This is a genomic window from Streptomyces sp. NBC_00569, from assembly GCF_036345255.1.
Taxonomy (GTDB): Bacteria; Actinomycetota; Actinomycetes; order Streptomycetales; family Streptomycetaceae; genus Streptomyces.
In genome coordinates, this window is sequence record NZ_CP107783.1 from 4248854 (window position 1) to 4270397 (window position 21544).

Consider the following 21544-nt stretch of genomic DNA (forward strand, 5'->3'; position numbering starts at 1 on the left):
GACGCCACAGGTCAGGGCGGAAGTCGGCGGGACCCGCCGCGTCGTCCTACGGGAGCGGGTCAGCCGAGCCGGGCGACCAGCGCGCGGTACTCGTCCCACAGCTCCTTCGGCGTGTGGTCACCGAAGGTATTGAGGTGCTCGGGGACCAGAGAGGCCTCGTCGCGCCACACCTCCTTGTCGACCGTCAGCAGGAAGTCGAGGTCGGAGTCGGCCAGTTCGAGGCCGTCCGTGTCGAGGGAGTCACGCGTCGGCAGGATGCCGATCGGCGACTCGACGCCCTCGGCCTTGCCGTTGAGGCGCTCGACGATCCACTTCAGGACGCGGCTGTTCTCGCCGAAGCCGGGCCACACGAACTTGCCCGCGTCGTTCTTGCGGAACCAGTTCACGTAGTAGATCTTCGGCAGCTTGGACTGGTCCTTGTCCTTGGCGACGTCGACCCAGTGGGCCATGTAGTCGCCCATGTTGTAGCCGCAGAACGGGAGCATCGCGAAGGGGTCGCGGCGCAGCTCGCCGACCTTGCCCTCGGCGGCGGCGGTCTTCTCGGAGGCGACGTTCGCGCCGAGGAACACACCGTGGTTCCAGTCGAAGGACTCGGTGACCAGCGGCACGGCGGAGGCGCGGCGGCCGCCGAAGAGGATCGCCGAGATCGGCACGCCCTTCGGGTCCTCCCACTCGGGCGCGATGATCGGGCACTGCGAGGCGGGGGTGGTGAAGCGCGCGTTCGGGTGCGCGGCCGGGACGCCGGACTCGGGGGTCCAGTCGTTGCCCTTCCAGTCGGTGAGGTGGGCGGGAGTCTCCTCCGTCATGCCCTCCCACCAGATGTCGTTGTCGTCGGTGAGCGCGACGTTCGTGAAGACGGAGTTGCCCCACAGCGTCTTCATGGCGTTGGCGTTGGTGTGCTCGCCGGTGCCGGGCGCGACGCCGAAGAAGCCGGCCTCGGGGTTGATCGCGTAGAGACGGCCGTCCTCGCCGAACCGCATCCAGGCGATGTCGTCGCCGATGGTCTCGACGGTCCAGCCGGAGATCGTGGGCTCCAGCATGGCGAGGTTGGTCTTGCCGCACGCGCTCGGGAAGGCGGCGGCGACGTACTTGGACTCACCCTGCGGAGGGGTCAGCTTGAGGATGAGCATGTGCTCGGCGAGCCAGCCCTCGTCGCGCGCCATGACGGACGCGATGCGCAGGGCGTAGCACTTCTTGCCGAGCAGGGCGTTGCCGCCGTAGCCGGAGCCGTAGGACCAGATCTCGCGGGTCTCCGGGAAGTGCGAGATGTACTTCGTGGAGTTGCAGGGCCACGGCACGTCCTGCTGGCCCTCCTCCAGCGGCGCGCCCAGCGTGTGGACGGCCTTCACGAAGAAGCCGTCGGTGCCGAGCTCGTCCAGGACGGGCTGCCCCATGCGCGTCATGGTGCGCATGGAGACGGCGACGTACGCGGAGTCGGTGATCTCGACGCCGATGGCGGAGAGGTCCGAGCCGAGCGGGCCCATGCAGAACGGGACGACGTACATCGTCCGGCCCTTCATCGAGCCGCGGAAGATGCCGCCGCGACCCTCGTCACCCTGGAAGATCTCGCGCATCTCCGCGGGGGCTTTCCAGTGGTTGGTGGGGCCGGCGTCCTGCTCCTTCTCGGAGCAGATGAACGTGCGGTCCTCGACGCGTGCGACGTCGGTCGGGTCGGAGGCGGCGTAGTACGAGTTCGGGCGCTTGATCGGGTCGAGCTTCTTGAACGTGCCCTTGTCGACCAGCTCCTCGGCGAGGCGCTCGTACTCGGCCTCGGACCCGTCGCACCAGACCACACGGGCCGGCTGCGTCAGTTCGGCGATCTCGTTGACCCACGAGATCAGTTCCTGGTGCTTGGTGGGGACAGTGCCCAAGGAAACGGGAGCCGCGATGTCGCGCGCCACGATTGCTCCTAAATGAGGGGTTTTTGTTTGTTGCCCCTTGGGGGCTGCGACCCGGATGCTTCACGTGTTGATCCCTCTGGCGCTCATCCGGTGCCGACCGCACTCATATGATCATCCGACGCGGGCGCGCATATGTCCAGAGGACCCCACACCTGAGCGACGTGAGGATCGCCACTCGATTGCGTCACCGATCGTCACTCGTGTTCGTTACTTACGGCCCCGTAGGTACGATGCGGCTCATGACTGCCGCCACGCCATCCGAAGTGACCGCGACAGAGTCCGTTCCGGTGAAACCACGGCTGCGCGGCTGGCTGCACGCGGGCATGTTCCCCGCGGTCGTCATCTCCGGCCTGGTGCTGACCGCCCTCGCGGACTCGACCCGCGGCCGGATCGCCTGCGGGATCTACGTCCTGACGGCCTGCCTGCTCTTCGGTGTGAGCGCGCTCTACCACCGGGGCAACTGGGGCCCGCGCGCCGACGGCGTCCTGCGCCGGCTCGACCACGCGAACATCTTCCTGATCATCGCGGGCACCTACACCCCGCTCACGATGCTGCTGCTCCCCGAGGCCAAGGGCCAGTGGCTGCTGTGGGGCATCTGGGCGGCCGCCGCGGCGGGCATCATCTTCCGGGTCTTCTGGGTCGGCGCCCCGCGCTGGCTCTACACCCCGTGCTACATCGCGATGGGCTGGGCGGCCGTCTTCTTCCTGCCCGACTTCTTCCACGCGGGCGGCACGGCCGTGCTCGTCTGCGTGGTCGTCGGCGGGCTGCTCTACAGCGCGGGCGGCGTGATCTACGGGATCAAGCGCCCGAACCCCTCGCCGCGCTGGTTCGGCTTCCACGAGGTCTTCCACTCGCTCACGCTCGCGGCGTTCGTCGTGCACTACGTCGGCATCTCCCTGGTGGCGTACCAGCACGCCTGACCTCGCCTTCACCCTTCTGGCCGCGGCTTCCGAGCCGCGGCCAATTTTTTTGCCCCGGCATACCCCGGCCCTTGCGCCTTTCGCGCCCCGCCCCTTTCGTGCCCCGCCCCTTGCGCGGCGGGTCCATGGCCCGTACGCCCGGACCACGTTGACAGTAACCACCTTTTGAGAGCTACTCTCATTTCATGGTTACTGTCACCAAGCAGGACTCACCGCGGGACAGCGTGCAGCGCGACCCGCGCCGCTGGTGGGCGCTCGGCGCCCTGGTCGCGAGCATGCTCGTGCTCGGCTTCGACATGACGATCCTCAACGTGGCGCTGCCGACCATGGCCGCCGACCTCGGCGCGGACACCGGTCAGCAGCAGTGGATGGCGGACTCGTACGTCGTCGTCTTCGCCGCCCTGATGCTCCCGGCCGGGCTGCTCGGCGACCGGTTCGGGCGGCGCCGGATGCTCATCGCCGGACTCGCTGTCTTCCTCGCGGGTTCGCTCGTGGGGGCGCTCGCGAGCGATGTCGGCCCGGTGATCGGCGCCCGCGCCCTGATGGGTGTCGGCGCCGCGCTCGTCATGCCTCTCGCCCTGTCCGTGCTGCCCTCGCTCTTCGCCCCCGACGAGCGCACCAAGGCCGTCGGCGTCATCTCCGCGGCCTCGGCGGTCGGCATGCCGCTCGGCCCGATCCTCGGCGGCTGGCTCCTCGACCACTTCTGGTGGGGCTCGGTCTTCCTGGTCAACGTCCCGATGGTGGCCATCGGCATCACGGCCTGCCTGTTCCTGCTGCCGGAGACCCGCGACCCCGCCTCACCGCGGGTCGACGCCGTCTCCACCGCGCTCACCGCGGCCGGCCTCGGCGCCCTGATCTACGCGATCATCGAGGCGCCGCACCGCGGCTGGACCGACCCGGTGGTGCTGGTCCTGTTCGCGGCCTCCGTCGCCCTGGTCACGGCCCTCGTCCTGCGCGAGCGGCGCAGCGAGCGGCCGCTCCTCGACCTCACCCTGCTGGCCCGCCGCGGCTTCCTGCTCAACACGCTCGCGGCCACCCTCGGCATGTTCGTCCTGTCGGGCCTGATGTTCGTGCTGCCGCAGTACCTCCAGGCCGTGCTCGGCAACGACGCGCTCGGCACCGGCGTACGGCTGCTGCCGATGATGGCCGGGATGCTGGTGGCCGCGAAGTGCGCGCAGCCCCTGGTCACCAGGTTCGGGCCGCCCGCGGTGATCAGCGCGGCGCTCACGGTCCTGGCCTTCGCCGCGTTCCTCGGCAGCCGCACCACGGCCGACTCCGGGTACGGGTTCACCGCGCTGTGGCTGGGCATCGCCGGGGTCGGCTTCTCCTTCGCGCTCGTTCCCGCGATGGGCGCCGCGCTGTCGGCGCTGCCCGCGGACCGGGCGGGCAGCGGCTCGGGCCTTCTGATGACGGTGCGGCAGGTGGGCGGCGCGCTCGGTATCGCCCTGCTCGGCGCGCTCCTCGCCGGGGCCTACGGCAGCCGCCTCGACACCGCCGGCCTGCCCGGTCCCGCGGCGGACACCGCCCGGGACTCCGTGATGGCCGCCCACGCGGTGGCCGCGAAGCTCGGGGACCACGCCCTCGCCTCGTCGGCGAACACCGCGTACCTCCACGGGATGAGCGTGGTGCTGCTCGTCGTGGGTGTCGCGTCGCTGGTCACCGCCCTGCTGGCGGCCGCCCTGCTCCCCCGTACCGCGCCGTCCGCCGGCGTGGCCCCGGCCCCCGGTGATGCCCGAGAATGAGCCCCATGGCCGCCTCCGCACGCTCCACCCCCGCCGCCGACCGCCCCGGGATGGGCCTACGCGAACGCAAGAAGCTCAAGACCCGGGTCGCGATCAGGGACGCGACGTACCGCCTGATCGCCGAGCAGGGGTACGACGCGACGACGGTCGAGCAGATCGCCGAGGCCGCCGAGGTGTCGCCGTCCACGGTGTTCCGGTACTTCCCGACCAAGGAGGACATCGTCCTCACGGACGAGTACGACGCGGTCCTGGAGACCGAGCTGAGGGCACGGCCCTCGGACGAGTCGATCATCGACTCGCTGAAGCACGTGATCGCGCAGGCCGTACACCTCGGGTTCGACGACGATCCCGAGGTGTCACGGCTGCGGACCAGGCTCCAGGTCGAGGTGCCCGCGGTGCGCTCCCGGATGATGGAGTCCATGTCCGTCACCGGGCAGCTGCTGTGCCGGGTGATCGGCGAGCGCACCGGCCGCGACGCCGACAGCCTCGAGGTCCGCGTCTACGCGATGGCGCTGGTCGGCGCGCTCATGGAGACCACCCTGTACTGGGCCGAGCACGGCCACCGCGAAGAGCTGCGCGACCTGATGGACCGCACGCTGGAGACGTTCAGGAACGGTCTCTAGCGCCCGGCACGGTCCCACGGCGTCCGGCTCCCTTCAGTCCTGGAGCTTCACCGCGAGCTGCTGGGCTTCGGTGACGGGGGCGTCGCAGGTGAAGTTGCGGCACACGTACGCGGCCGGGCGGCCGTCGACGAGCGGCCGGTCCGCCAGCAACGGCAGTTCGCCGGAGCCGGGCCGGCCCGCCGCGACGACCGCGCCGGGCGCCGTGCCGAGCAGCGCCGTGCGGTGGAGTTCACCGCCGATCTCGCCGACGACGGCGACCTCCTTCGGCCCGTCGAGCAGCGCCTCCGCGACGGCGAGCCCGTGCCCGATGAAACGCGGCGCGCGTGGACCGAGCGCCCGCACGACGCCCAACGCCCGCTCGGCGGCGGTGCGGTGGGGCTCCGAACCGGTCTGCGCCGCGTACGAGAGCAGCGCGCCGGCCGCCGCGCTCCAGCCCGAGGGCGTGGCGTTGTCGGTCGGGTCCTGCGGCCTGCGGATCAGCTGCTCCGCGTCGGCCGCCGTGTCGAACAGCGCGCCGGACTCCGCGTCGGTGAACTGGTCGAGGACGTGGTCGAGGAGGAACCCGGCGAACTCCAGCCAGACCCCCTCGCCGGTCACGGACGCCAGTGTGAGGAAGCCCTCGGCGACATCCGCGTAGTCCTCCAGGACCCCGGCGTTCGCGCCGACGCGGCCGTCCTTGCTGGTACGGGCGATGCGCGCCCGCGCGTCCATGTGGAGCCGTACGAGCAGATCGGCGGCAGCGAGTGCGGCCTGCACCAGGTCCGGCCGGTCGAAGTACGCGCCGGTCTCCGCGAGCGCGGCGATCGCCAGGCCGTTCCACGCGGCGACGATCTTGTCGTCCCGTCCGGGTGCCGGCCGCTCGGCGCGCGCCGTGAACAGCCTGAGCCGTACGCCCTCGACCCGTGCGGCGTCGAACTCCACGTCCTGCTGCGGGAGTTGGAGTACCGACGCGCCCTCCTCGAAGGTGCCCTGCTGCGTCACGCCGAAGTACTGGGCGGCCAGCTCGGCGTCCGCGTCCCCGAGCACCTCGCGCAGCTGCTCGGGGGTCCACACGTAGAACGCGCCCTCGACATGGCGGCCCTCGGCGTCCTCACTGTCCGCGTCCAGCGCGGACGCGAACCCGCCCTCGTTCGTCCGCAGTTCCCGCACCATGAAGTCCGCGGTCTCCAGCGCGACCCGCCTGGCCGTCTCCGAACCGGTGGCCCGCCACAGGTGCGCGTACGCGCGGCACAGCAGCGCGTTGTCGTAGAGCATCTTCTCGAAGTGGGGCACGACCCACTCGCGGTCGACGGAGTAGCGCGCGAAGCCGCCGCCGAGCTGGTCGTAGATCCCGCCGCGCGCCATCCGCTCGCAGGTGTCGTCGGCCATCTGGAGCGCGCCCTCGGCGCCGGTGCGGGCGTAGTGGCGCAGCAGGAACTCGATCACCATCGACGGCGGGAACTTGGGTGCGCCGCCGAACCCGCCGCTCGCCGCGTCGTACTCGCGGGTCAGGCCGAGCAGCGCCTGCGCGAGCTCGCCCTCACCGGGAACCTCTGTGTCCCCGTACGGCAGCTCGCGTCCGGCCAGATCACCCACGATCTTCGCGGCGACCTCGGCGACCTCGTCCTTGCGCTCAGCCCACGCCTGCGCGACGCCCTCCAGGATCTGCGGGAAGGACGCCATTCCGTGCCGGGGCTCGGGCGGGAAGTAGGTGCCGAAGTAGAACGGCTCGGCCTCGGGCGTGAGGAACACCGTCATGGGCCAGCCGCCCTGTCCGGTGGCGGCCTGCACGGCTTCCATGTAGACGGCGTCGACGTCGGGGCGCTCCTCGCGGTCGACCTTGATGTTGACGAAGCGTTCGTTCATGAGGGCGGCGGTCGCCTCGTCCTCGAAGGACTCGTGCGCCATGACGTGGCACCAGTGGCAGCTGGAGTACCCGACGCTGAGCAGCACCGGGACCCCGCGCCGCCGCGCCTCCTCGAAGGCGTCGGCCGACCACGGCCACCAGTCGACGGGGTTGTCGGCGTGCTGGAGGAGGTAGGGGGACGTCTCATGGGCCAGTCGGTTCGGCATGCGCCCCATCCTCGCGCACGCCGGTCGCCGATCGGTCCTTTGATCCCCGGCCTCTCGCGCCGTGACCCCATACGCAGCACACTTGACGCGGAACCGTTGCCGCCGGAGGGGGACCTGAGATGCGAGACAGCCATCGGGCGGAAGCCGAGGGGCTGTTGGCCCGGGCCGTGGAGGAGGAAGTACGGCGTTCGGGTGGGCGCACGGACGGCGGGGTGCTGCTGTCGCGTGCGCGCGGTGCGCTCGACGCCATGGCGGAGACCGCCGCCGAGGAGTACACGCAGTTCACTCATGCCCTGGACGAGGCCGAGGCCGGGCAGATGTCGTTCGGGCAGCGCTTCGCCCAGGAGCGCGGGTCGACTCCCCTGCTGGTCACGGCCGTTGCCGCGGTCGGCGCCTGCGTGGCCGACCTGCTGCTCGGTACGGGCGCGGGGACCGCGGTCGGCGCGGGCGCGGCCGTCGCCGTGGTGGGCGCCGCCACGACCGTCGCGAAGGTGACGGCCTCCCATGTGCCCGCCGCGAGCCGCCGCGCCGGGGCGAGGAGCCAGCCCGGCGGGCCGGAACAGCTGAGACTGCAGTGGCTGACGGCGCTCGACGTGCGGGGGATCCGGCCGTTCCTCGACCAGCAGCGCGTCCTCGCCGCCACCGCGGGGACCGGCGCGAAGAAGCCGACACCGCAGCTGCGCCGCACTGACAAGAGCGCGGCGGCCAGGCGGCGCAATGTCCTGGAGCAGTCTTTCGGCCAACTCCCGGAGCCAGATGGCCCGTTCGCGGGCCGCAGGACGCAGATGCAGAGGATCGCGCAGTGGGTGCACGCTGCGCGCGCGAGCACCGAGACCCGGCCCACCGTCGTCGTGCTGCACGGCGCGCCGGGCTCGGGCCGTACGACGCTCGCGGTGCGGGCGGCGCACGAGCTGCGCGACCAGTTCCGCGGCGCGTGCGTGGTGGACCTGCGGGGCGACGCGCCCGAGGCCCCGCTGTCGACCCGGGACGCGCTGCTCCATCTGCTGAACCGGCTCGGCGCGCCGCGCGAACAGCTGCTCTTCCGGGAGCGTTCCTCGCAGGAGCAGCAGGTGCGCCGCCTGAGCGAGCTGTACCACCAGCATCTGACGGGGCTTGCGGTCACGATCGTGCTGGACGACGCGGGCGACGCGGAGCAGGTTCGCACGCTGATCCCCGAGCGGTCCGACAGCCTCGTGCTGGTGACGGCGCGCAAGCCGCTCGACCTGCCCGCGGACGTCCCGGCATGGGTGCATCAGGTGCCGGTGGACGCGCTGGACGCGGCGGGCTCGGAGGAACTCCTGCGCGAGTCCGCGGAGGACGCGTCGGGCCCCTACGACTCCGAATCGTCCGACACCGTGAGGGAATTGTGCGGCGGCCTGCCCCTGGCGCTGCGCATCGCGGGCTCCGCGATCGGGCCGCGCACCACGCGCGCGCTGGCGTCGGACCTGGGTGCGTACGGGCCCGTGGAGCCGGTCGAGCGGGTGCTGTGGCTGCGCTACACCGACCAGTCCGAGGCGGCCCGGCGGCTGCTGCGCCGGCTCGCACTCGCCGGGCGGGCCTCGCTCGGCGTGGCGGCGGCGGCCGCGCTCCTCTCGACGGACGAGTCGGAGGCCACCCGCCATCTGACGGCGCTGTCACGGGCGGGGCTGATCGACCACGTGCGGGGCAGCCGGTACCGGCTGCACGACCTCGTCCGCTCCTTCGCGCAGGCCCGCCTCCTCGACGAGGAGGAACCGGCCGAGCGGACGGCCGCGCAGGAACGCCTCATCCAGAACTACGCGGAGCTCGCGGACTCGGTGATCCGGCTCGTCGACGGCAAGATGTCCACGCGCGCCGGCCAGATCGGCCCGCACGGCTTCACCTCGCTGGACGCCGCGCTGCGCTGGCTCGACGACGAGTCCAGCTTCATCACGGCGACGCTGCGGGGCGCGGAGGGCGTCGACCAGGCGGCCGTGCTCAACCTGCTCGGCGCCCTGTGCGACTACTGCCTGCTGCGCGGCGACCTCTACCGCCTCGGTGAGATCAGCGAACTCACCCAGGCCGTCGACCAAGGGCTTCTCGTGCGCTCGGTCCAGTGGCGCACGGGTATCGCCGCGCGCCAGCTCGGCGAGCTCGACAAGGCGCGTACGACGCTGGCGTCCGTGGTGGACCTGTACTTCGAGGCGCACCACAACGCGGGCGCGGCGCGCGCCCTGTGCTCGCTGGGCATCACGCTGCACCACCAGGGCCAGCTCAAGGATGCGGCGGCGAAGCTCCGCGAGGCCCTCGACCTGCAGATCACGGACGAGACGTCGGGCGACCGGGGCTGGACGCTGCACGCGCTCGCCGCGGTGGAACGCGACCGGGCCCACGTGAAGGAGGCGCTCGACCTGCTGACGGCGGCGCTGGCCCTGCACCGCGAGAACGAGTCCGTGCACGGTGAGGCGTGGGCGCACTTCCAGCTGGGGCAGCTGTGCCTGCGGATGGGCGACGTGCCGGGCGCGGAGCGTGAGCTGCGCACCGCCCTCGACCTGTACAGCCGTACGCGCGACAGCCGGGGTGAGGCATGGGCGCTCACCCAGCTGGCGCGGGCGCGCCTGGTGGACGGCGACGCTTCGGCGGCCGCCGACGGACTGCGCCAGGCCACCTCGCGCCACCGCGACAACGAGGACGCGCGCGGCGAGGCCTGGACGCTCTACTACCTGGGCCTGGCCCTGGAGGAGAGCGGCAACCTCGACCAGGCGGTACGCGAGCTGGAGCGCTCCCGCACGATGTTCTCGCGGATGCGTGACGTGTACGGGCTCGCCTGCGCCCGCCATCACTCGGCCCGCGTCACGCGTGACCAGCGCGCCGCGCAGACCGGCTCGCTGCGCAACTCCGGCTTCGCCCGTCAGCTCCTGGTCGACGCCCGCGCCGACTTCCAGCGCATCGGCGTCGCGCACGGCGAGGGGTGGACCTGCCTGGAACTGGCGGTGGTCGACGCGGGCAACGGGCGCGCGGCCCAGGCCCTGACCCTGTGCGAGGAGGCGGCGGCGCTGTTCGCGTCGTACGGCGACCGCCGCGGCGAGGACTGGGCGAACTTCCTGCGCTGCACGCTGCTGCCGTACGCGTCACCGGGCGGCTCGGAGATCGGCACGGCCGTGGCACAGGAGGAGCTGTCCCAGCTCGCCCGCACCACCCACGCCGGCCGGGACGGCAAGCTCGACGACTACGTGGAGGCCTACCAGCTCCTCCTGGAGCGCGGCGCGGACCTCGAGGCGGGCTGGCAGGCCTGGCGCCTCGGCATGGTCCCGAATCGGCACGCCCGGGACGTGATGGGCGTGGAGGTGAGCGCGGCCCACTGAGGGCGCGTGGGCGCCGGGGCGCGTGGGCGCCGGGGGCACGTGGACGCCGGAGCCCGCGTGCCTGAGAGGGCCGAGGGCCTGAGGGCTCCGGAGGCCTGCAGGCGCGCGGGCCTGAGGACGCCACGGTCAGCAGGCGCGCGGGCCTGAGGACGCCACGGTCAGCAGGCACATGGGCCTGAGGACGCCACGGTCAGCAGGCGCCGGAGGCCCCGGGGCGCGCGGACACCGGAGGCCCGTGGGCCTGAAGAGGCGCCGGAGACCAGCGGGCGCGTGAGCCTGAGGACGCCACGGTCAGCGGGCGCCAGAGCGCCGGAGGCCCCGGGGCGCGCGGACACCGGAGGCCCGTGGGCCTGAAGAGGCGCCGGAGACCAGCGGGCGCGTGAGCCTGAGGACGCCACGGTCAGCGGGCGCCAGAGCGCCGGAGGCCCCGGGGCGCGCGGACACCGGAGGCCCGTGGGCCTGAAGAGGCGCCGGAGACCAGCGGGCGCGTGAGCCTGAGGACGCCACGGTCAGCGGGCGCCAGAGCGCCGGAGGCCCCGGGGCGCGCGGACACCGGGGACCCCTGGGCCTGAGGACGCCGCGGTCAGCGGGTGCCGGAGGCCCCGGGCGCGCGGGCACCAGAGGCCCGTGGGCGCCGGAGGCCAGCGGGCGCCGGAGGCCCGTGGCAGCACGAAGGCGCTCGGCGCGACTCATCGCCGTGCCGAGCGCGTTCCGTCCAGCTGGGCGTCAGCCCTTGGCGGGCGAGGCCGGGGAGGCGCCGGAGCCGGTCGCGGGGTCCGCGGCGGCGTCCGGCTTCTCCTTGAAGTCGACCTTGCCCATGTGGCGGTTCATCGACTTCATCAGGCCCCAGACGGCGACGGCCATCACCGCGAAGACGATGAAACCGAGGACGCCCGGGGTCACCTTGTTCTCGTCGACCTCCTTGGCGAGGGGGACGAGATGCGTCATTGCCAGGCTTGCGCTTGCGCTCATGTCAGGCATTGTCGCGGATGCCCGCAAAGAGGTCGTCCTCGGGGAGGGAGGTATCGACAAGAGACTTCGCGAGCTCGTACTCCTCGGTCGGCCACACCGCCCGCTGGACGTCCATCGGGACGCGGAACCAGCCGCCGTCCGGGTCGATCTGCGTCGCGTGCGCGATCAGCGCCTTGTCGCGGATCTCATAGAAGTCGGCGCACGGGATGTGCGTGGTCAGCGTCCGCTCGACCCGCTCGAACTCGTCCCACCGCTTGAGCCACTCCGCGTACGGCGACTCCAGGCCGCGGTCCAGCATCGCCTGGTGCAGCGCCTCGGTGCGCGGCCGGTTGAAGCCCTGGTTGTAGTAGAGCTTCTGCGGCTGGTAGGCCGCGCCGAACTCGGACTCCGGGTACTTCTCGGTGTCCCCCGCGCCCTCGAACGCCACCATCGAGATCTTGTGGGTCATGATGTGGTCCGGGTGCGGGTAGCCGCCGTTCTCGTCGTACGTCGTGACGACCTGCGGGCGGAACGAGCGGATCTGCCTGACCAGCTCACCCGCCGCCTTGTCGACGTCCTCGAGCGCGAAGCAGCCCTCGGGCAGCGGGGGCAGCGGGTCGCCCTCGGGCAGGCCCGAGTCGACGAAGCCCAGCCACTCCTGGTCGACGCCCAGGATCTCGCGCGCCTCGTCCATCTCCTTCTTGCGTACCTCGTGGATGTGCTCCTCGATGTACGTGTCGCCCTGGAGCTTCGGGTTGAGGATGGAGCCGCGTTCCCCGCCCGTGCAGGTCACGACAAGGACGGCCACCCCCTCGGACACGTACTTGGCCATGGTGGCCGCGCCCTTCGACGACTCGTCGTCGGGGTGGGCGTGAACCGCCATCAGTCGCAGCTGCTCAGTCAAGACAAGATCCTCAGTGAATGACTCGGTGAATAAGGCGCCCTCGGTCATACAGCGCAATGGGCGGCTTCTATAGTGACCGAACCGGGGGGCGGAAAATTCCGGCAGTCTGTCCGGGGCCGGTCCTCGACCGCCCCGCGCGAGAGGATCGATCATGAGTGCGGTGAGTGAGCAGCTCCCCGACGGCCGCTACGGCCGTTCCCGCTCCGCCGACGAACGCGCGGACCGCACCCTGAAGACCGTCGGCGCCGTGCTCGGCGCCCTGCTCGTCGCCCTGATCGGCTGGTTCGGGTACCACTACGTGTTCGGTACGAAGATCAGCGCCGAGGTCATCACCTTCAAGGCCTCCGACGAGGCGGTCAAGGTGCACCTCGAGGTCCGTAAGGACGCCGACGCGAAGGGTTACTGCACCATCCGGTCGCTGTCCGCCGACGGCGCCGAGGTGGGCCGCGCGGACTTCCGGTTCGACCAGCGCGACAGCAGGATCGACAAGGTCGTGACCCTGCGCACCACGTCCCGCGGCACCAGCGCGGAGCTGCTCGGCTGCCACGCGGGCTGACCGCACGGCCGCCACCCCGCGGCCGCATCGCCGGCCGTACGGGTTTCGATGCCTGACCTGCGGTGACGAATTCTTGATGGCATATGTCCTCCCCCTTCGGCGCCTGAATTGTTAGGCTCGTGGTTTCGCCCTCCCGTGAGAGCACATGCTTCTGGGTAGGGCGATGCTTTGTATTCCCAGTACCTACGAGGAGCACCTGTGACCCAGACCAGCGAAGACGTCACCTGGCTCACGCAGGAGGCGTACACCAAGCTCAAGGACGAGCTGGAGTACCTGTCTGGTCCCGCGCGCGCCGAGATCACCGTGAAGATCGCGGCAGCACGCGAGGAGGGCGACCTGCGCGAGAACGGCGGGTACCACGCGGCCAAGGAGGAGCAGGGCAAGCAGGAGCTCCGCATCCGCCAGCTGACCCAGCTCCTGGAGAAGGCCAAGGTCGGTGAGGCGCCTGCCGCGGCCGGCGTCGCCGCCCCCGGCATGGTCGTCACGATCGCCTTCGACGGCGACGAGGACGACACCATGACGTTCCTGCTCGCCTCGCGCGAGTACGCGAGCGCCGATTTCGAGACCTACTCGCCGCAGTCCCCGCTGGGCTCCGGCGTGAACGGCAAGAAGATCGGCGAGGACGCCCAGTACGAGCTGCCGAACGGCAAGCTCGCCTCGGTGAAGATCCTCGCGGCGAAGCCCTACAGCGGCTGATCCGACCCATGTGAAGGCCCCCGGCGCGTGCTGCGCCGGGGGCCTTCGCCTGTTCGCCGCCCCCCGTATCGGACAGGTCGTCTCGGACAGGCCGTATCCGTAGGGCTGTCAGGCTGTCGCCGTCAGGCCGTCGCGTTGCGGTACTTGCGGACCGAGAGCGTCCGGAAGGCGACGATGATCAGGACGGACCAGATCAGCGAGGCCCACACGGAGTGCTGCATGGGCCAGGCTTCGGACGTCGAGACGCCCGGGTTGCCGAACAGCACGCGGCAGGCCTGGACCGTGGCGCTGAACGGGTTCCAGTCGGCGATGTGGCGCAGCCAAGGAGTCATCTGGCTGGAGTCCACGAACGCGTTCGAGATGAACGTCACCGGGAAGAGCCAGACGAGCCCGCCCGACGTGGCCGCCTCGGGGGTGCGAACGGACAGGCCGATGAGGGCGCCGATCCACGTGAACGCGTATCCGAGGAGGAGCAGCAGGCCGAAGGCGCCGAGGGCTTTCGGGAGGCCCTCGTGGATGCGCCAGCCCACCAGGAGCGCGACGATCGCGAGGACGAGCAGGGTCAGGGCCGTCTGCACGAGGTCGGCGAGGGTGCGTCCGGTGAGGACGGCTCCGCGGGACATCGGCAGCGATCTGAAGCGGTCGATGAGGCCCTTGTGCATGTCGTCGGCGATGCCCGCACCGGCGCCCGCCGTGGCGAACGTGACGGTCTGGGCGAAGATGCCGGCCATCAGGAACTCGCGGTAGACAGCGGGGTCGGTGGTGCCCCCGATGTTCATCGAGCCGCCGAACACGAAGCTGAAGAGCACCACGAACATGATCGGCTGGATCAGTCCGAAGATGACGACCTCGGGGATCCGCGTCATCCGGATCAGATTGCGCCTGGCGACGACGAGGGAGTCCCGGACGGACTGCGCGGGGCCGCCCGCGGGGCGGGGGGCGAGGGGCTGGGTGACGGCGCTCACTTGTCGGCCTCCTTCTTGCGCCTGGACTGCTTGCCGGCACCCGCCCCCGAGCCGTTCTCGTCCTTCTCCTCGGCCACGTGGCCGGTCAGGGAGATGAAGACGTCGTCGAGGGTGGGCCGGCGCAGACCGATGTCGTCGATCTCGATGCCTCGGGTGTCCAGCTCCCTGATGACCTCGGCGAGGAGCTTGGCGCCGCCGGTGACGGGGACGGTGAGCTTGCGGGTGTGCTGCTCGACGGTGGTCTCGCCCTTGCCGAACCCGGCGAGGATCTCGGCGGCGGGTGTCATGTGCTCCCGCTCGTGGACCACGAGCTCGACGCGCTCGCCGCCGGTCTGGGCCTTGAGCTGGTCGGAGGTCCCGCGCGCGATGACGCGGCCGTGGTCGATCACGCAGATGTCGTGCGCCAGGTGGTCGGCCTCTTCGAGGTACTGGGTGGTCAGCAGCAGGGTCGTGCCGCCGGCGACCAGCTCCTGGATGACCTCCCACAGCTGCAGCCTGTTGCGCGGGTCGAGTCCCGTCGTGGGCTCGTCCATGAACATCACGGGCGGCGAGACGACGAGTGCGGCGGCCAGGTCGAGCCGGCGGCGCATGCCTCCGGAGTACGTCTTCGAGGTCCGGTCGGCGGCGTCCGCGAGGTTGAACCGCTCGAGCAGCTCGGACGCCCGCGCCTTCGCCTCCCTGGCCTTCATCTGGTACAACTGGCCGACCATTTGCAGGTTTTCACGACCCGTCAGATACTCGTCGACCGCGGCGAACTGACCGGAGAGACCGATCGAGCGCCGCACCTCGTTCGGATGCTTGAGAACGTCGATGCCCGCGACGACGGCCTTGCCGCTGTCCGGCGTGAGCAGCGTCGTCAGACAGCGCACGGCAGTGGTCTTCCCCGCCCCGTTCGGACCGAGCAGGCCGAGGACCGTGCCCTCCGGGACATCGAGATCGACGCCGTCCAGAGCCCTGACGTCACCGAAGGTCTTCACCAGACCTTCGGCGTAGATGGCGCCTGGCATGTGGCTTCCCCCATGGGTTGTGGGTGACCTGTTCGGTTGCCTTGCTCGGCAGAATCTTAGGTATGTCCGCTTGGACACGCCCGACAAAATGGTGACGTGGACCACGAGGTATCGCGATACATCGCGTCTCATCAACCGGTTTTCCGCAATCTCCCGGCAGGCCGGGGTTGCCGCGGCCGGCCGGTCAGTCGATGACGAGGTAACCCGCGTCCCGCAGCGCCGCACCGACCTCGGCGCAGTGCACCGGGCCCTTCGTCTCCAGGTGCAGCTCGACCTCGGCCTCCGTGAGCCCGAGCCGGGGATCCGTGCGCACGTGGCTCACGTCGAGGACGTTGGCGTCGACCACGGACAGCACACCGAGAAGCGTGGCCAGGGCGCCGGGACGGTCCGTCAGGCGCAGCCGCAGCGACAGGTAGCGCCCGGCGGCAGCCATGCCGTGGCGCAGGATCCGCTGCATCAGGAGCGGGTCGACGTTGCCGCCCGACAGGAGCGCCACGACCGGGCCCTCGAAGGAGTGCGGGTCGCTCAGCAGCGCCGCGACAGGGCTCGCCCCGGCCGGTTCGACGACCAGCTTGGCCCGCTCCAGGCAGAGCAGCAGCGCGCTCGACAGCTCGTCCTCCGAGACCGTGCGGACCTCGTCGACCAGCTCCTCGACCAGCTGGAACGGCACGTCACCGGGGCGCCCGACCTTGATGCCGTCGGCCATCGTCGCCGGATACGGGATCGACACCGGCCGCCCGGCCTCGAGCGAGGGCGGGTACGCCGCCGCGCCCGCCGCCTGCACACCGATCACCTTCACATCGGGACGCAGCGCCTTGACTGCCACCGCGACGCCCGCGGCGAGCCCGCCGCCGCCGATGCCGACGACGATCGTGCGCACCTCGGGGCACTGCTCCAGGATTTCGAGGCCGACGGTGCCCTGCCCGGCGATGATGTCCGGGTGGTCGAAGGGGTGGATGAACACGGCGCCCGTCTCGTGCGCGTACTCCTGCGCCGCCGCCAGCGTCTCGTCGACGACCTGGCCGTGCAGCCGCACCTCCGCGCCGTAGTCCCTGGTCGCCGCGACCTTCGGCAGGGGCGCGCCGACCGGCATGAAGACCGTGGAGCGTACGCCGAGGAGAGAAGACGCGTGCGCTACACCCTGCGCATGGTTTCCGGCGCTCGCGGCGACCACGCCCGCGGCGCGCTCCTCGGGAAGCAGGCCCGCGATCCTGACGTACGCGCCGCGCAGCTTGAAGGAGCCGGTCCGCTGAAGGTTCTCGCACTTGAGGTGCACCGGCGCCCCGACCAGCCCCGACAGGTGCCGGCTGCCCTCCATCGCCGTCATCCGAGCGACCCCCGAGAGCATCTTCTGCGCGCCGCGCACATCGTCCAGGGTCACCGTCGGCAAGGAGTCAGCCGTGCTGTAGCTCATGACGGCAAGTCTCGCAGCTCACGCCGTACGGCTCCGGGCGTGACCACGGTCCGAGACTGGTTTGTGCAGCGTCGGTACGGCCCGCCGTCCGGCCGCGTACCCTGTCCCCCAACCCACCACCCCTCGCATGAAGTGAGCCCCCGGCCATGCCCACACCACCGGAAACGATGGACATGACGACCGCCGGCGACACCGGCCTCCTCGAAACCCTGCAGCACCAGGTGGCGGTCTTCGCCCGCCGTGCCGAACAGACCCGGCTCGGCGGAGTCGGCCAGGTGCGCAACTCGATGGACCGAGCCGCGTATCTGCTGCTCAACCGCCTGGACAAGGAAGGCCCCATGGGCGTCAAGGCGCTCGCCGCGAGCATGGGCATCGACTCGTCGACGGTGACACGTCAGGTCGCGCCGCTCGTCGACACGGGCCTCGTCAAGCGGACGTCCCACCCGGAGGACGGGCGCGCGGTCGTCCTCCAGCTCTCGCCGCGCGGCCTCGCCCGGCTCGACGAGGTACGCACGTCCAGGCGGTCCCTCATGGCCGAGTTGACGCAGGAGTGGACCCCGCAGGAGCGCGAACAGTTCTGTGCGCTCCTCACGCGCTTCAACACCGCGCTGTCCGCGCGGCAGACGGGCCAGCCCGCCCCGTCCGGGGAAGCCGCTCCCGGCTCTTGACCCCGGGCCCGCACCTGCCCTCATATGAGACCGGGCCCCTGTCGCATGCGGCCGGGGCCCGTCCCGTCCCGGTGACCGGCCGCCCGGCGGCCCGGCTGGAGGTGCGGTGCGAGAACGGCGCGCGTTCCAGGACGCCCGCCGGGCCCGGGAGTTCGAGGCGTTCGTCGCGGGCGCGGCAGGGCGGCTGCTCCATGCCGCGACCCTGCTCACCACGGAGCCGGCCGACGACAACCCGCGCGCGCGGAAGCTGCTCACGTCGGCGCTCGCGCAGACGTACGCCTCCTGGGACCGGCTGCGCGGCGAGGACCCCTACGACCGCGCCCGCAAGGAACTCGCCCTGCGCTTCGCCCGCGCGGCCTGGCACCAGCACCGCGGGTACGGCGGAGTGCTGCGACACCTGGGCCCGCAGGAGCGGCTGATCCTGGTGCTGCGCCTGTACGAAGGGGTCGGCGAGGAGCAGGTGGCCGCGCTGCTCGGGCTCCCCATGGAGCGCGTGCACGCCATCCACGCGCGCGCCATGGCGCTCGTCCTGCACCCGCCGCGCGGGCCCGCCCCGGCCGCCCCCCGTGGGGACGCGGCGGCCCTTGAGGAGGTGCCGTCATGAACGCTCAGGCCCGCAGGGAACGCGAGGTCCGCGCGGTCCTGGAAGCCGCCCAGGGAGCGCTGCCGCCCGGGATCCACGCCGAGGCGGTGCGCCGGGGCGGGCGGATCCTGCGCCGCAGGAGGGTGGTGCGCCGTCTGATGTGGCTGGCACTGTGCCTGGCGACGACCGTGTTCTTCGTGTGGGCCCTGCTGGCCAGGCCCTGGGTGGAGCCGCCGTCCGGGACGACTCCACCCCTCACGGGCTGGTGACCACGTGCCTCCTCCCGGAGGCCGTGCGCGGGATCAGCCGAGCGCCTGCTGGAGGTCGGCGAGCAGGTCGTCGGCCGACTCGATGCCCACGGAGAGCCGTACGAGGTCGCTGGGCACTTCGAGCGCCGAGCCCGCGACCGAGGCGTGCGTCATGCGTCCCGGGTGCTCGATCAGGGACTCCACACCGCCCAGGGACTCGCCGAGGGTGAACAGCTTCGCCCGGTCGCAGACCGCGACGGCGGCCTCCTCGCCGCCCTCGACCTGGAACGACACCATGCCGCCGAACGCCTTCATCTGCTTGGCCGCGACCTCGTGGCCGGGGTGCTCCGGAAGGCCCGGGTACAGGACACGCGTCACGCGCGCGTGCCGGGACAGCATGTCGGCGACCTTCGTCGCGTTCTCGCTGTGCCGGTCCATGCGCACGGGCAGCGTCTTGATGCCGCGCAGCACGAGCCAGGCGTCCATCGGCCCGGCGACGGCGCCCATCGCGTTCTGGTGGTACGCCAGCTCGTCGCCGAGCGCCGGGTCGGCGACGATCAGCGCGCCGCCGACGACGTCCGAGTGACCGCCCATGTACTTGGTCAGGGAGTGCACGACGACGTCCGCGCCGAGGGCCAGCGGCTGCTGGAGGTACGGGCTCGCGAAGGTGTTGTCGACGACGAGCCGCGCCCCCGCCTCCCGCGCGACCTGCGCGACGGCGGCGACGTCGGTGATCCCGAGCAGCGGGTTGGACGGCGTCTCGACCCAGATGACCTTGGTCTTCGGCGTGAGCGCCGCGCGCACGGAGGCCGGGTCGCTGGTGTCGGCGACCGACCACTCCACGCCCCACCGCGAGACGACCTTCGCGAACAGCCGGAACGTGCCGCCGTACGCGTCGTTCGGGATGACCACATGATCGCCGGGGCTGAGGAGCGTACGGAGGAGGCAGTCCTCGGCGGCGAGCCCGGAGGCGAACGCGAGGCCGCGGCGGCCGCCTTCGAGGGCGGCGAGGTTCTCCTCCAGGGCGGTCCTGGTCGGGTTGGCGCTGCGGCTGTACTCGTAGCCGCCGCGCAGCCCTCCCACGCCGTCCTGCTTGTACGTGGAGACCTGGTAGATCGGGGGGACCACGGCGCCCGTCAGGGGGTCGGCCGTGTTGCCCGCGTGAATGGCCACGGTCTCGAACCCGTGACCGCTGTGGGCGTTCTGGCTGTTGTGCGTGTCGCTCATGCGGCCAGAGCGTAGTGCGCGCACAGGCCCCGCGGCGGCCCTACCGGGCCTGGTTCGCCAATTGTCCGACCCGTCTGGTTCGCTTGTACGCATGGGAATTCTCTGGGTCCTGATGGCAGTGGTCATGTTGGGGGCGGTGCTCGGCCCGTACCTGCTGCGCAGGCGCGGCGGGATACGCCAGGTCGCACCCGGTTCACCGGACGCCGCGGACCCGGCGGAGTACGGGTTCATGCGCCAGGAGGACCTGGACGTGCGGCTCCCCGGCCCCGACCAGGACCTGTTGAACGTGATGTCGGTGGTCCAGCGCAACCAGGACTTCACCGCCGCCAAGCAGCTCCTCGCCGGCACGGGCAGGGAGAGCGAGCAGCGCTGGGAGCGTGTGCAGGCGATCGCCGGCGCCGCCGCCCTGGAGCTCGCTCAGACCCCGCGGCTCGGAGCCGGATGGCTCCACGCGTGGCGTGCCCAGGAACCCAAGGACCCGGGCGGGGCGCAAGTGTTCGCGGAGTTCCTGGTCCAGCAGGCCTGGCGGAACGCGGGCGGTGACGCCCAGGCCGACGAGCGGCGGATCATCCTGGAGGAGGCCAGGTCGGCCTGCGAGGACGCGGCGCTCCTGGCCCCCGGCGACCCGGTCCCCCACATCACGCATCTCGCCGTGGCCCGCGGCCTCGGGTACTCCCAGCACGACTTCGAGCAGCTCTGGCTCAAGATCCTCGACACGGCGCCGGGCCACATGGGCGCCCACCTCGCGGGCCTGCGGTACTGGTGCGAGAAGTGGCACGGCTCGCGCGAGCTCGCCTTCGCCTTCGCCGAGGCCGCCGCCGCGCGCGCCCCGCGCGGCTCGCTCCTCGCCGCGCTCCCCCTCTTCGCGCTGTACGAGCACCTGCCCGACGTCAATCTGGTGCGCAGCTTCTACCAGAGCGAGGTCGTCACCAAGTCGATCCACGGCGCGCTCTTCGCTGTGCAGGCCGCCCGCCCGGACGACCCGATGCTCGCCCACGTCCGCCATCTCCTGGTGTTCTTCCTGGTCCGCTGCGAGCGCTGGGCCGAGGCGATGGAGCAGCTGCTCCACGTCGACGGCCACGTCGGCGCGCTCCCCTGGACGACGGGCACGGACCCGGCCGCGGACTACGCGGTGTACCGGGCGCTGGCGGTCGCCGGCTACGAGGCGAACGGCGGAAGCCCGGCGACACTGCGCCACTGACCGCCCCGCGCGGACCGGAGTTCCGGCGGTCAGCCCTCCGTGCGGACGGGCAGCCGCCATCCCGGGCGCGGGAAGTGGCAGGTGTAGCCGTCCGGGTAACGCTGCAGGTAGTCCTGGTGCTCGGGTTCGGCCTCCCAGAAGGGGCCGACCGGCTCCACCTCGGTGACAACCTTGCCGGGCCACAGTCCGGAGGCGTCCACGTCCGCGATCGTGTCCTCGGCGATCCGCTTCTGCTCGTCGTCCACGTAGTAGATCGCCGAGCGGTAGCTCATGCCGATGTCGTTGCCCTGGCGGTTCTTGGTGCTCGGGTCGTGGATCTGGAAGAAGAACTCCAGCATCGCGCGGAAATCGGTCTTCGCGGGGTCGAAAACGATCTCGATGGCCTCCGCGTGCGTGCCGTGGTTGCGGTACGTCGCGTCAGGCACGTCACCCCCCGTGTATCCGACCCGGGTCGCCGTCACGCCTGGGAGTCGACGGATCAGCTCCTCCATCCCCCAGAAACATCCGCCTGCCAGCACGGCCCTCTGCGTCTGCGTAGCCATTTCGGCCCCTCCAATATCTGT

Annotated in this window: 19 protein-coding genes; 10 read left to right on the forward strand and 9 right to left on the reverse strand. The window is 71.5% G+C overall.

What is annotated here, in order from left to right:
* Nucleotides 1–59 precede the first annotated feature (59 nt).
* Nucleotides 60–1901: a phosphoenolpyruvate carboxykinase (GTP) gene (locus OHO83_RS18970; RefSeq protein WP_266673626.1), complete on the reverse strand. Its 1842-nt coding sequence runs from the start codon at nucleotides 1899–1901 to the stop codon at nucleotides 60–62.
* Nucleotides 1902–2140: 239 nt separating this feature from the next.
* Here OHO83_RS18970 and trhA point away from each other — a divergent pair, with 239 nt between their 5' ends.
* The 3 genes from trhA to OHO83_RS18985 all read left to right on the forward strand — a co-directional run bounded on the left by trhA (nucleotide 2141) and on the right by OHO83_RS18985 (nucleotide 5186).
* Nucleotides 2141–2821: a PAQR family membrane homeostasis protein TrhA gene (trhA, locus tag OHO83_RS18975; RefSeq protein ID WP_405635449.1), complete on the forward strand. Its 681-nt coding sequence runs from the start codon at nucleotides 2141–2143 to the stop codon at nucleotides 2819–2821.
* Nucleotides 2822–3006: 185 nt separating this feature from the next.
* Nucleotides 3007–4563 (forward strand): DHA2 family efflux MFS transporter permease subunit, encoded by a 1557-nt coding sequence (locus OHO83_RS18980; RefSeq protein ID WP_330279648.1) that lies wholly within the window; start codon nucleotides 3007–3009, stop codon nucleotides 4561–4563.
* Nucleotides 4560–5186 (forward strand): TetR/AcrR family transcriptional regulator, encoded by a 627-nt coding sequence (locus OHO83_RS18985; RefSeq protein ID WP_405635450.1) that lies wholly within the window; start codon nucleotides 4560–4562, stop codon nucleotides 5184–5186. Before OHO83_RS18980 ends, OHO83_RS18985 begins: the two co-directional genes overlap by 4 nt.
* 33 nt (nucleotides 5187–5219) lie before the next feature.
* Here OHO83_RS18985 and OHO83_RS18990 read toward each other — a convergent pair whose 3' ends face one another.
* Nucleotides 5220–7238: a thioredoxin domain-containing protein gene (locus OHO83_RS18990; protein ID WP_330279649.1), complete on the reverse strand. Its 2019-nt coding sequence runs from the start codon at nucleotides 7236–7238 to the stop codon at nucleotides 5220–5222.
* Between the two features lie 119 nt (nucleotides 7239–7357).
* Here OHO83_RS18990 and OHO83_RS18995 point away from each other — a divergent pair, with 119 nt between their 5' ends.
* The gene (locus OHO83_RS18995; protein WP_266673616.1) at nucleotides 7358–10561 is read left to right on the forward strand and encodes a tetratricopeptide repeat protein; all 3204 of its coding nucleotides are present in this window, start codon (nucleotides 7358–7360) and stop codon (nucleotides 10559–10561) included.
* 726 nt (nucleotides 10562–11287) lie between these two features.
* On the opposite strand, the gene OHO83_RS19000 is transcribed toward OHO83_RS18995, so the two are convergent.
* Complete coding sequence (locus OHO83_RS19000) at nucleotides 11288–11542, reverse strand: hypothetical protein (protein ID WP_266673614.1); 255 nt, start codon at nucleotides 11540–11542, stop codon at nucleotides 11288–11290.
* Nucleotides 11535–12395, reverse strand: a complete 861-nt coding sequence (mca, locus tag OHO83_RS19005; RefSeq protein ID WP_266676593.1) for a mycothiol conjugate amidase Mca — start codon at nucleotides 12393–12395, stop codon at nucleotides 11535–11537. Before mca ends, OHO83_RS19000 begins: the two co-directional genes overlap by 8 nt.
* A gap of 172 nt (nucleotides 12396–12567) precedes the next feature.
* Between mca and OHO83_RS19010 the strand changes: the two genes are divergently transcribed.
* Entirely contained in the window at nucleotides 12568–12972 is a 405-nt protein-coding gene (locus tag OHO83_RS19010; protein ID WP_330279650.1) for a DUF4307 domain-containing protein, read from the forward strand.
* Between the two features lie 198 nt (nucleotides 12973–13170).
* A complete protein-coding gene (gene greA / locus OHO83_RS19015; protein WP_266673610.1) occupies nucleotides 13171–13668 on the forward strand; it encodes a transcription elongation factor GreA in 498 nt (165 codons plus the stop codon).
* 122 nt (nucleotides 13669–13790) lie between these two features.
* Here greA and OHO83_RS19020 read toward each other — a convergent pair whose 3' ends face one another.
* The 3 genes from OHO83_RS19020 to ilvA form a co-directional block, all read right to left on the reverse strand.
* Nucleotides 13791–14633 (reverse strand): ABC transporter permease, encoded by an 843-nt coding sequence (locus tag OHO83_RS19020; RefSeq protein ID WP_266673608.1) that lies wholly within the window; start codon nucleotides 14631–14633, stop codon nucleotides 13791–13793.
* Entirely contained in the window at nucleotides 14630–15640 is a 1011-nt protein-coding gene (locus tag OHO83_RS19025; RefSeq protein ID WP_330279651.1) for an ATP-binding cassette domain-containing protein, read from the reverse strand. The genes OHO83_RS19020 and OHO83_RS19025 overlap by 4 nt, the downstream gene beginning before the upstream one ends.
* A 184-nt stretch (nucleotides 15641–15824) precedes the next feature.
* Nucleotides 15825–17054 (reverse strand): threonine ammonia-lyase, encoded by a 1230-nt coding sequence (gene ilvA / locus OHO83_RS19030; protein ID WP_330279652.1) that lies wholly within the window; start codon nucleotides 17052–17054, stop codon nucleotides 15825–15827.
* Nucleotides 17055–17221: 167 nt separating this feature from the next.
* Between ilvA and OHO83_RS19035 the strand changes: the two genes are divergently transcribed.
* The 3 genes from OHO83_RS19035 (at nucleotide 17222) to OHO83_RS19045 (ending at nucleotide 18574) form a co-directional block, all read left to right on the forward strand.
* Nucleotides 17222–17722, forward strand: coding sequence for a MarR family winged helix-turn-helix transcriptional regulator (locus OHO83_RS19035; protein ID WP_116510573.1), 501 nt, complete (start codon nucleotides 17222–17224; stop codon nucleotides 17720–17722).
* A 106-nt stretch (nucleotides 17723–17828) separates the two neighbouring features.
* Nucleotides 17829–18326: a sigma factor-like helix-turn-helix DNA-binding protein gene (locus OHO83_RS19040; RefSeq protein ID WP_266673602.1), complete on the forward strand. Its 498-nt coding sequence runs from the start codon at nucleotides 17829–17831 to the stop codon at nucleotides 18324–18326.
* The gene (locus tag OHO83_RS19045; RefSeq protein WP_329434159.1) at nucleotides 18323–18574 is read left to right on the forward strand and encodes a hypothetical protein; all 252 of its coding nucleotides are present in this window, start codon (nucleotides 18323–18325) and stop codon (nucleotides 18572–18574) included. Before OHO83_RS19040 ends, OHO83_RS19045 begins: the two co-directional genes overlap by 4 nt.
* A gap of 33 nt (nucleotides 18575–18607) precedes the next feature.
* Here the strand turns inward: OHO83_RS19045 and OHO83_RS19050 are convergent, their stop codons facing one another.
* A complete protein-coding gene (locus tag OHO83_RS19050; RefSeq protein WP_266673598.1) occupies nucleotides 18608–19780 on the reverse strand; it encodes a cystathionine gamma-synthase in 1173 nt (390 codons plus the stop codon).
* 91 nt (nucleotides 19781–19871) lie between these two features.
* On the opposite strand from OHO83_RS19050, the gene OHO83_RS19055 reads away from it, so the two are divergent.
* Complete coding sequence (locus OHO83_RS19055) at nucleotides 19872–20981, forward strand: hypothetical protein (protein WP_330279653.1); 1110 nt, start codon at nucleotides 19872–19874, stop codon at nucleotides 20979–20981.
* 29 nt (nucleotides 20982–21010) lie between these two features.
* Here OHO83_RS19055 and msrA read toward each other — a convergent pair whose 3' ends face one another.
* Nucleotides 21011–21523 (reverse strand): peptide-methionine (S)-S-oxide reductase MsrA, encoded by a 513-nt coding sequence (msrA, locus tag OHO83_RS19060; protein ID WP_266673594.1) that lies wholly within the window; start codon nucleotides 21521–21523, stop codon nucleotides 21011–21013.
* Nucleotides 21524–21544 lie beyond the last annotated feature (21 nt).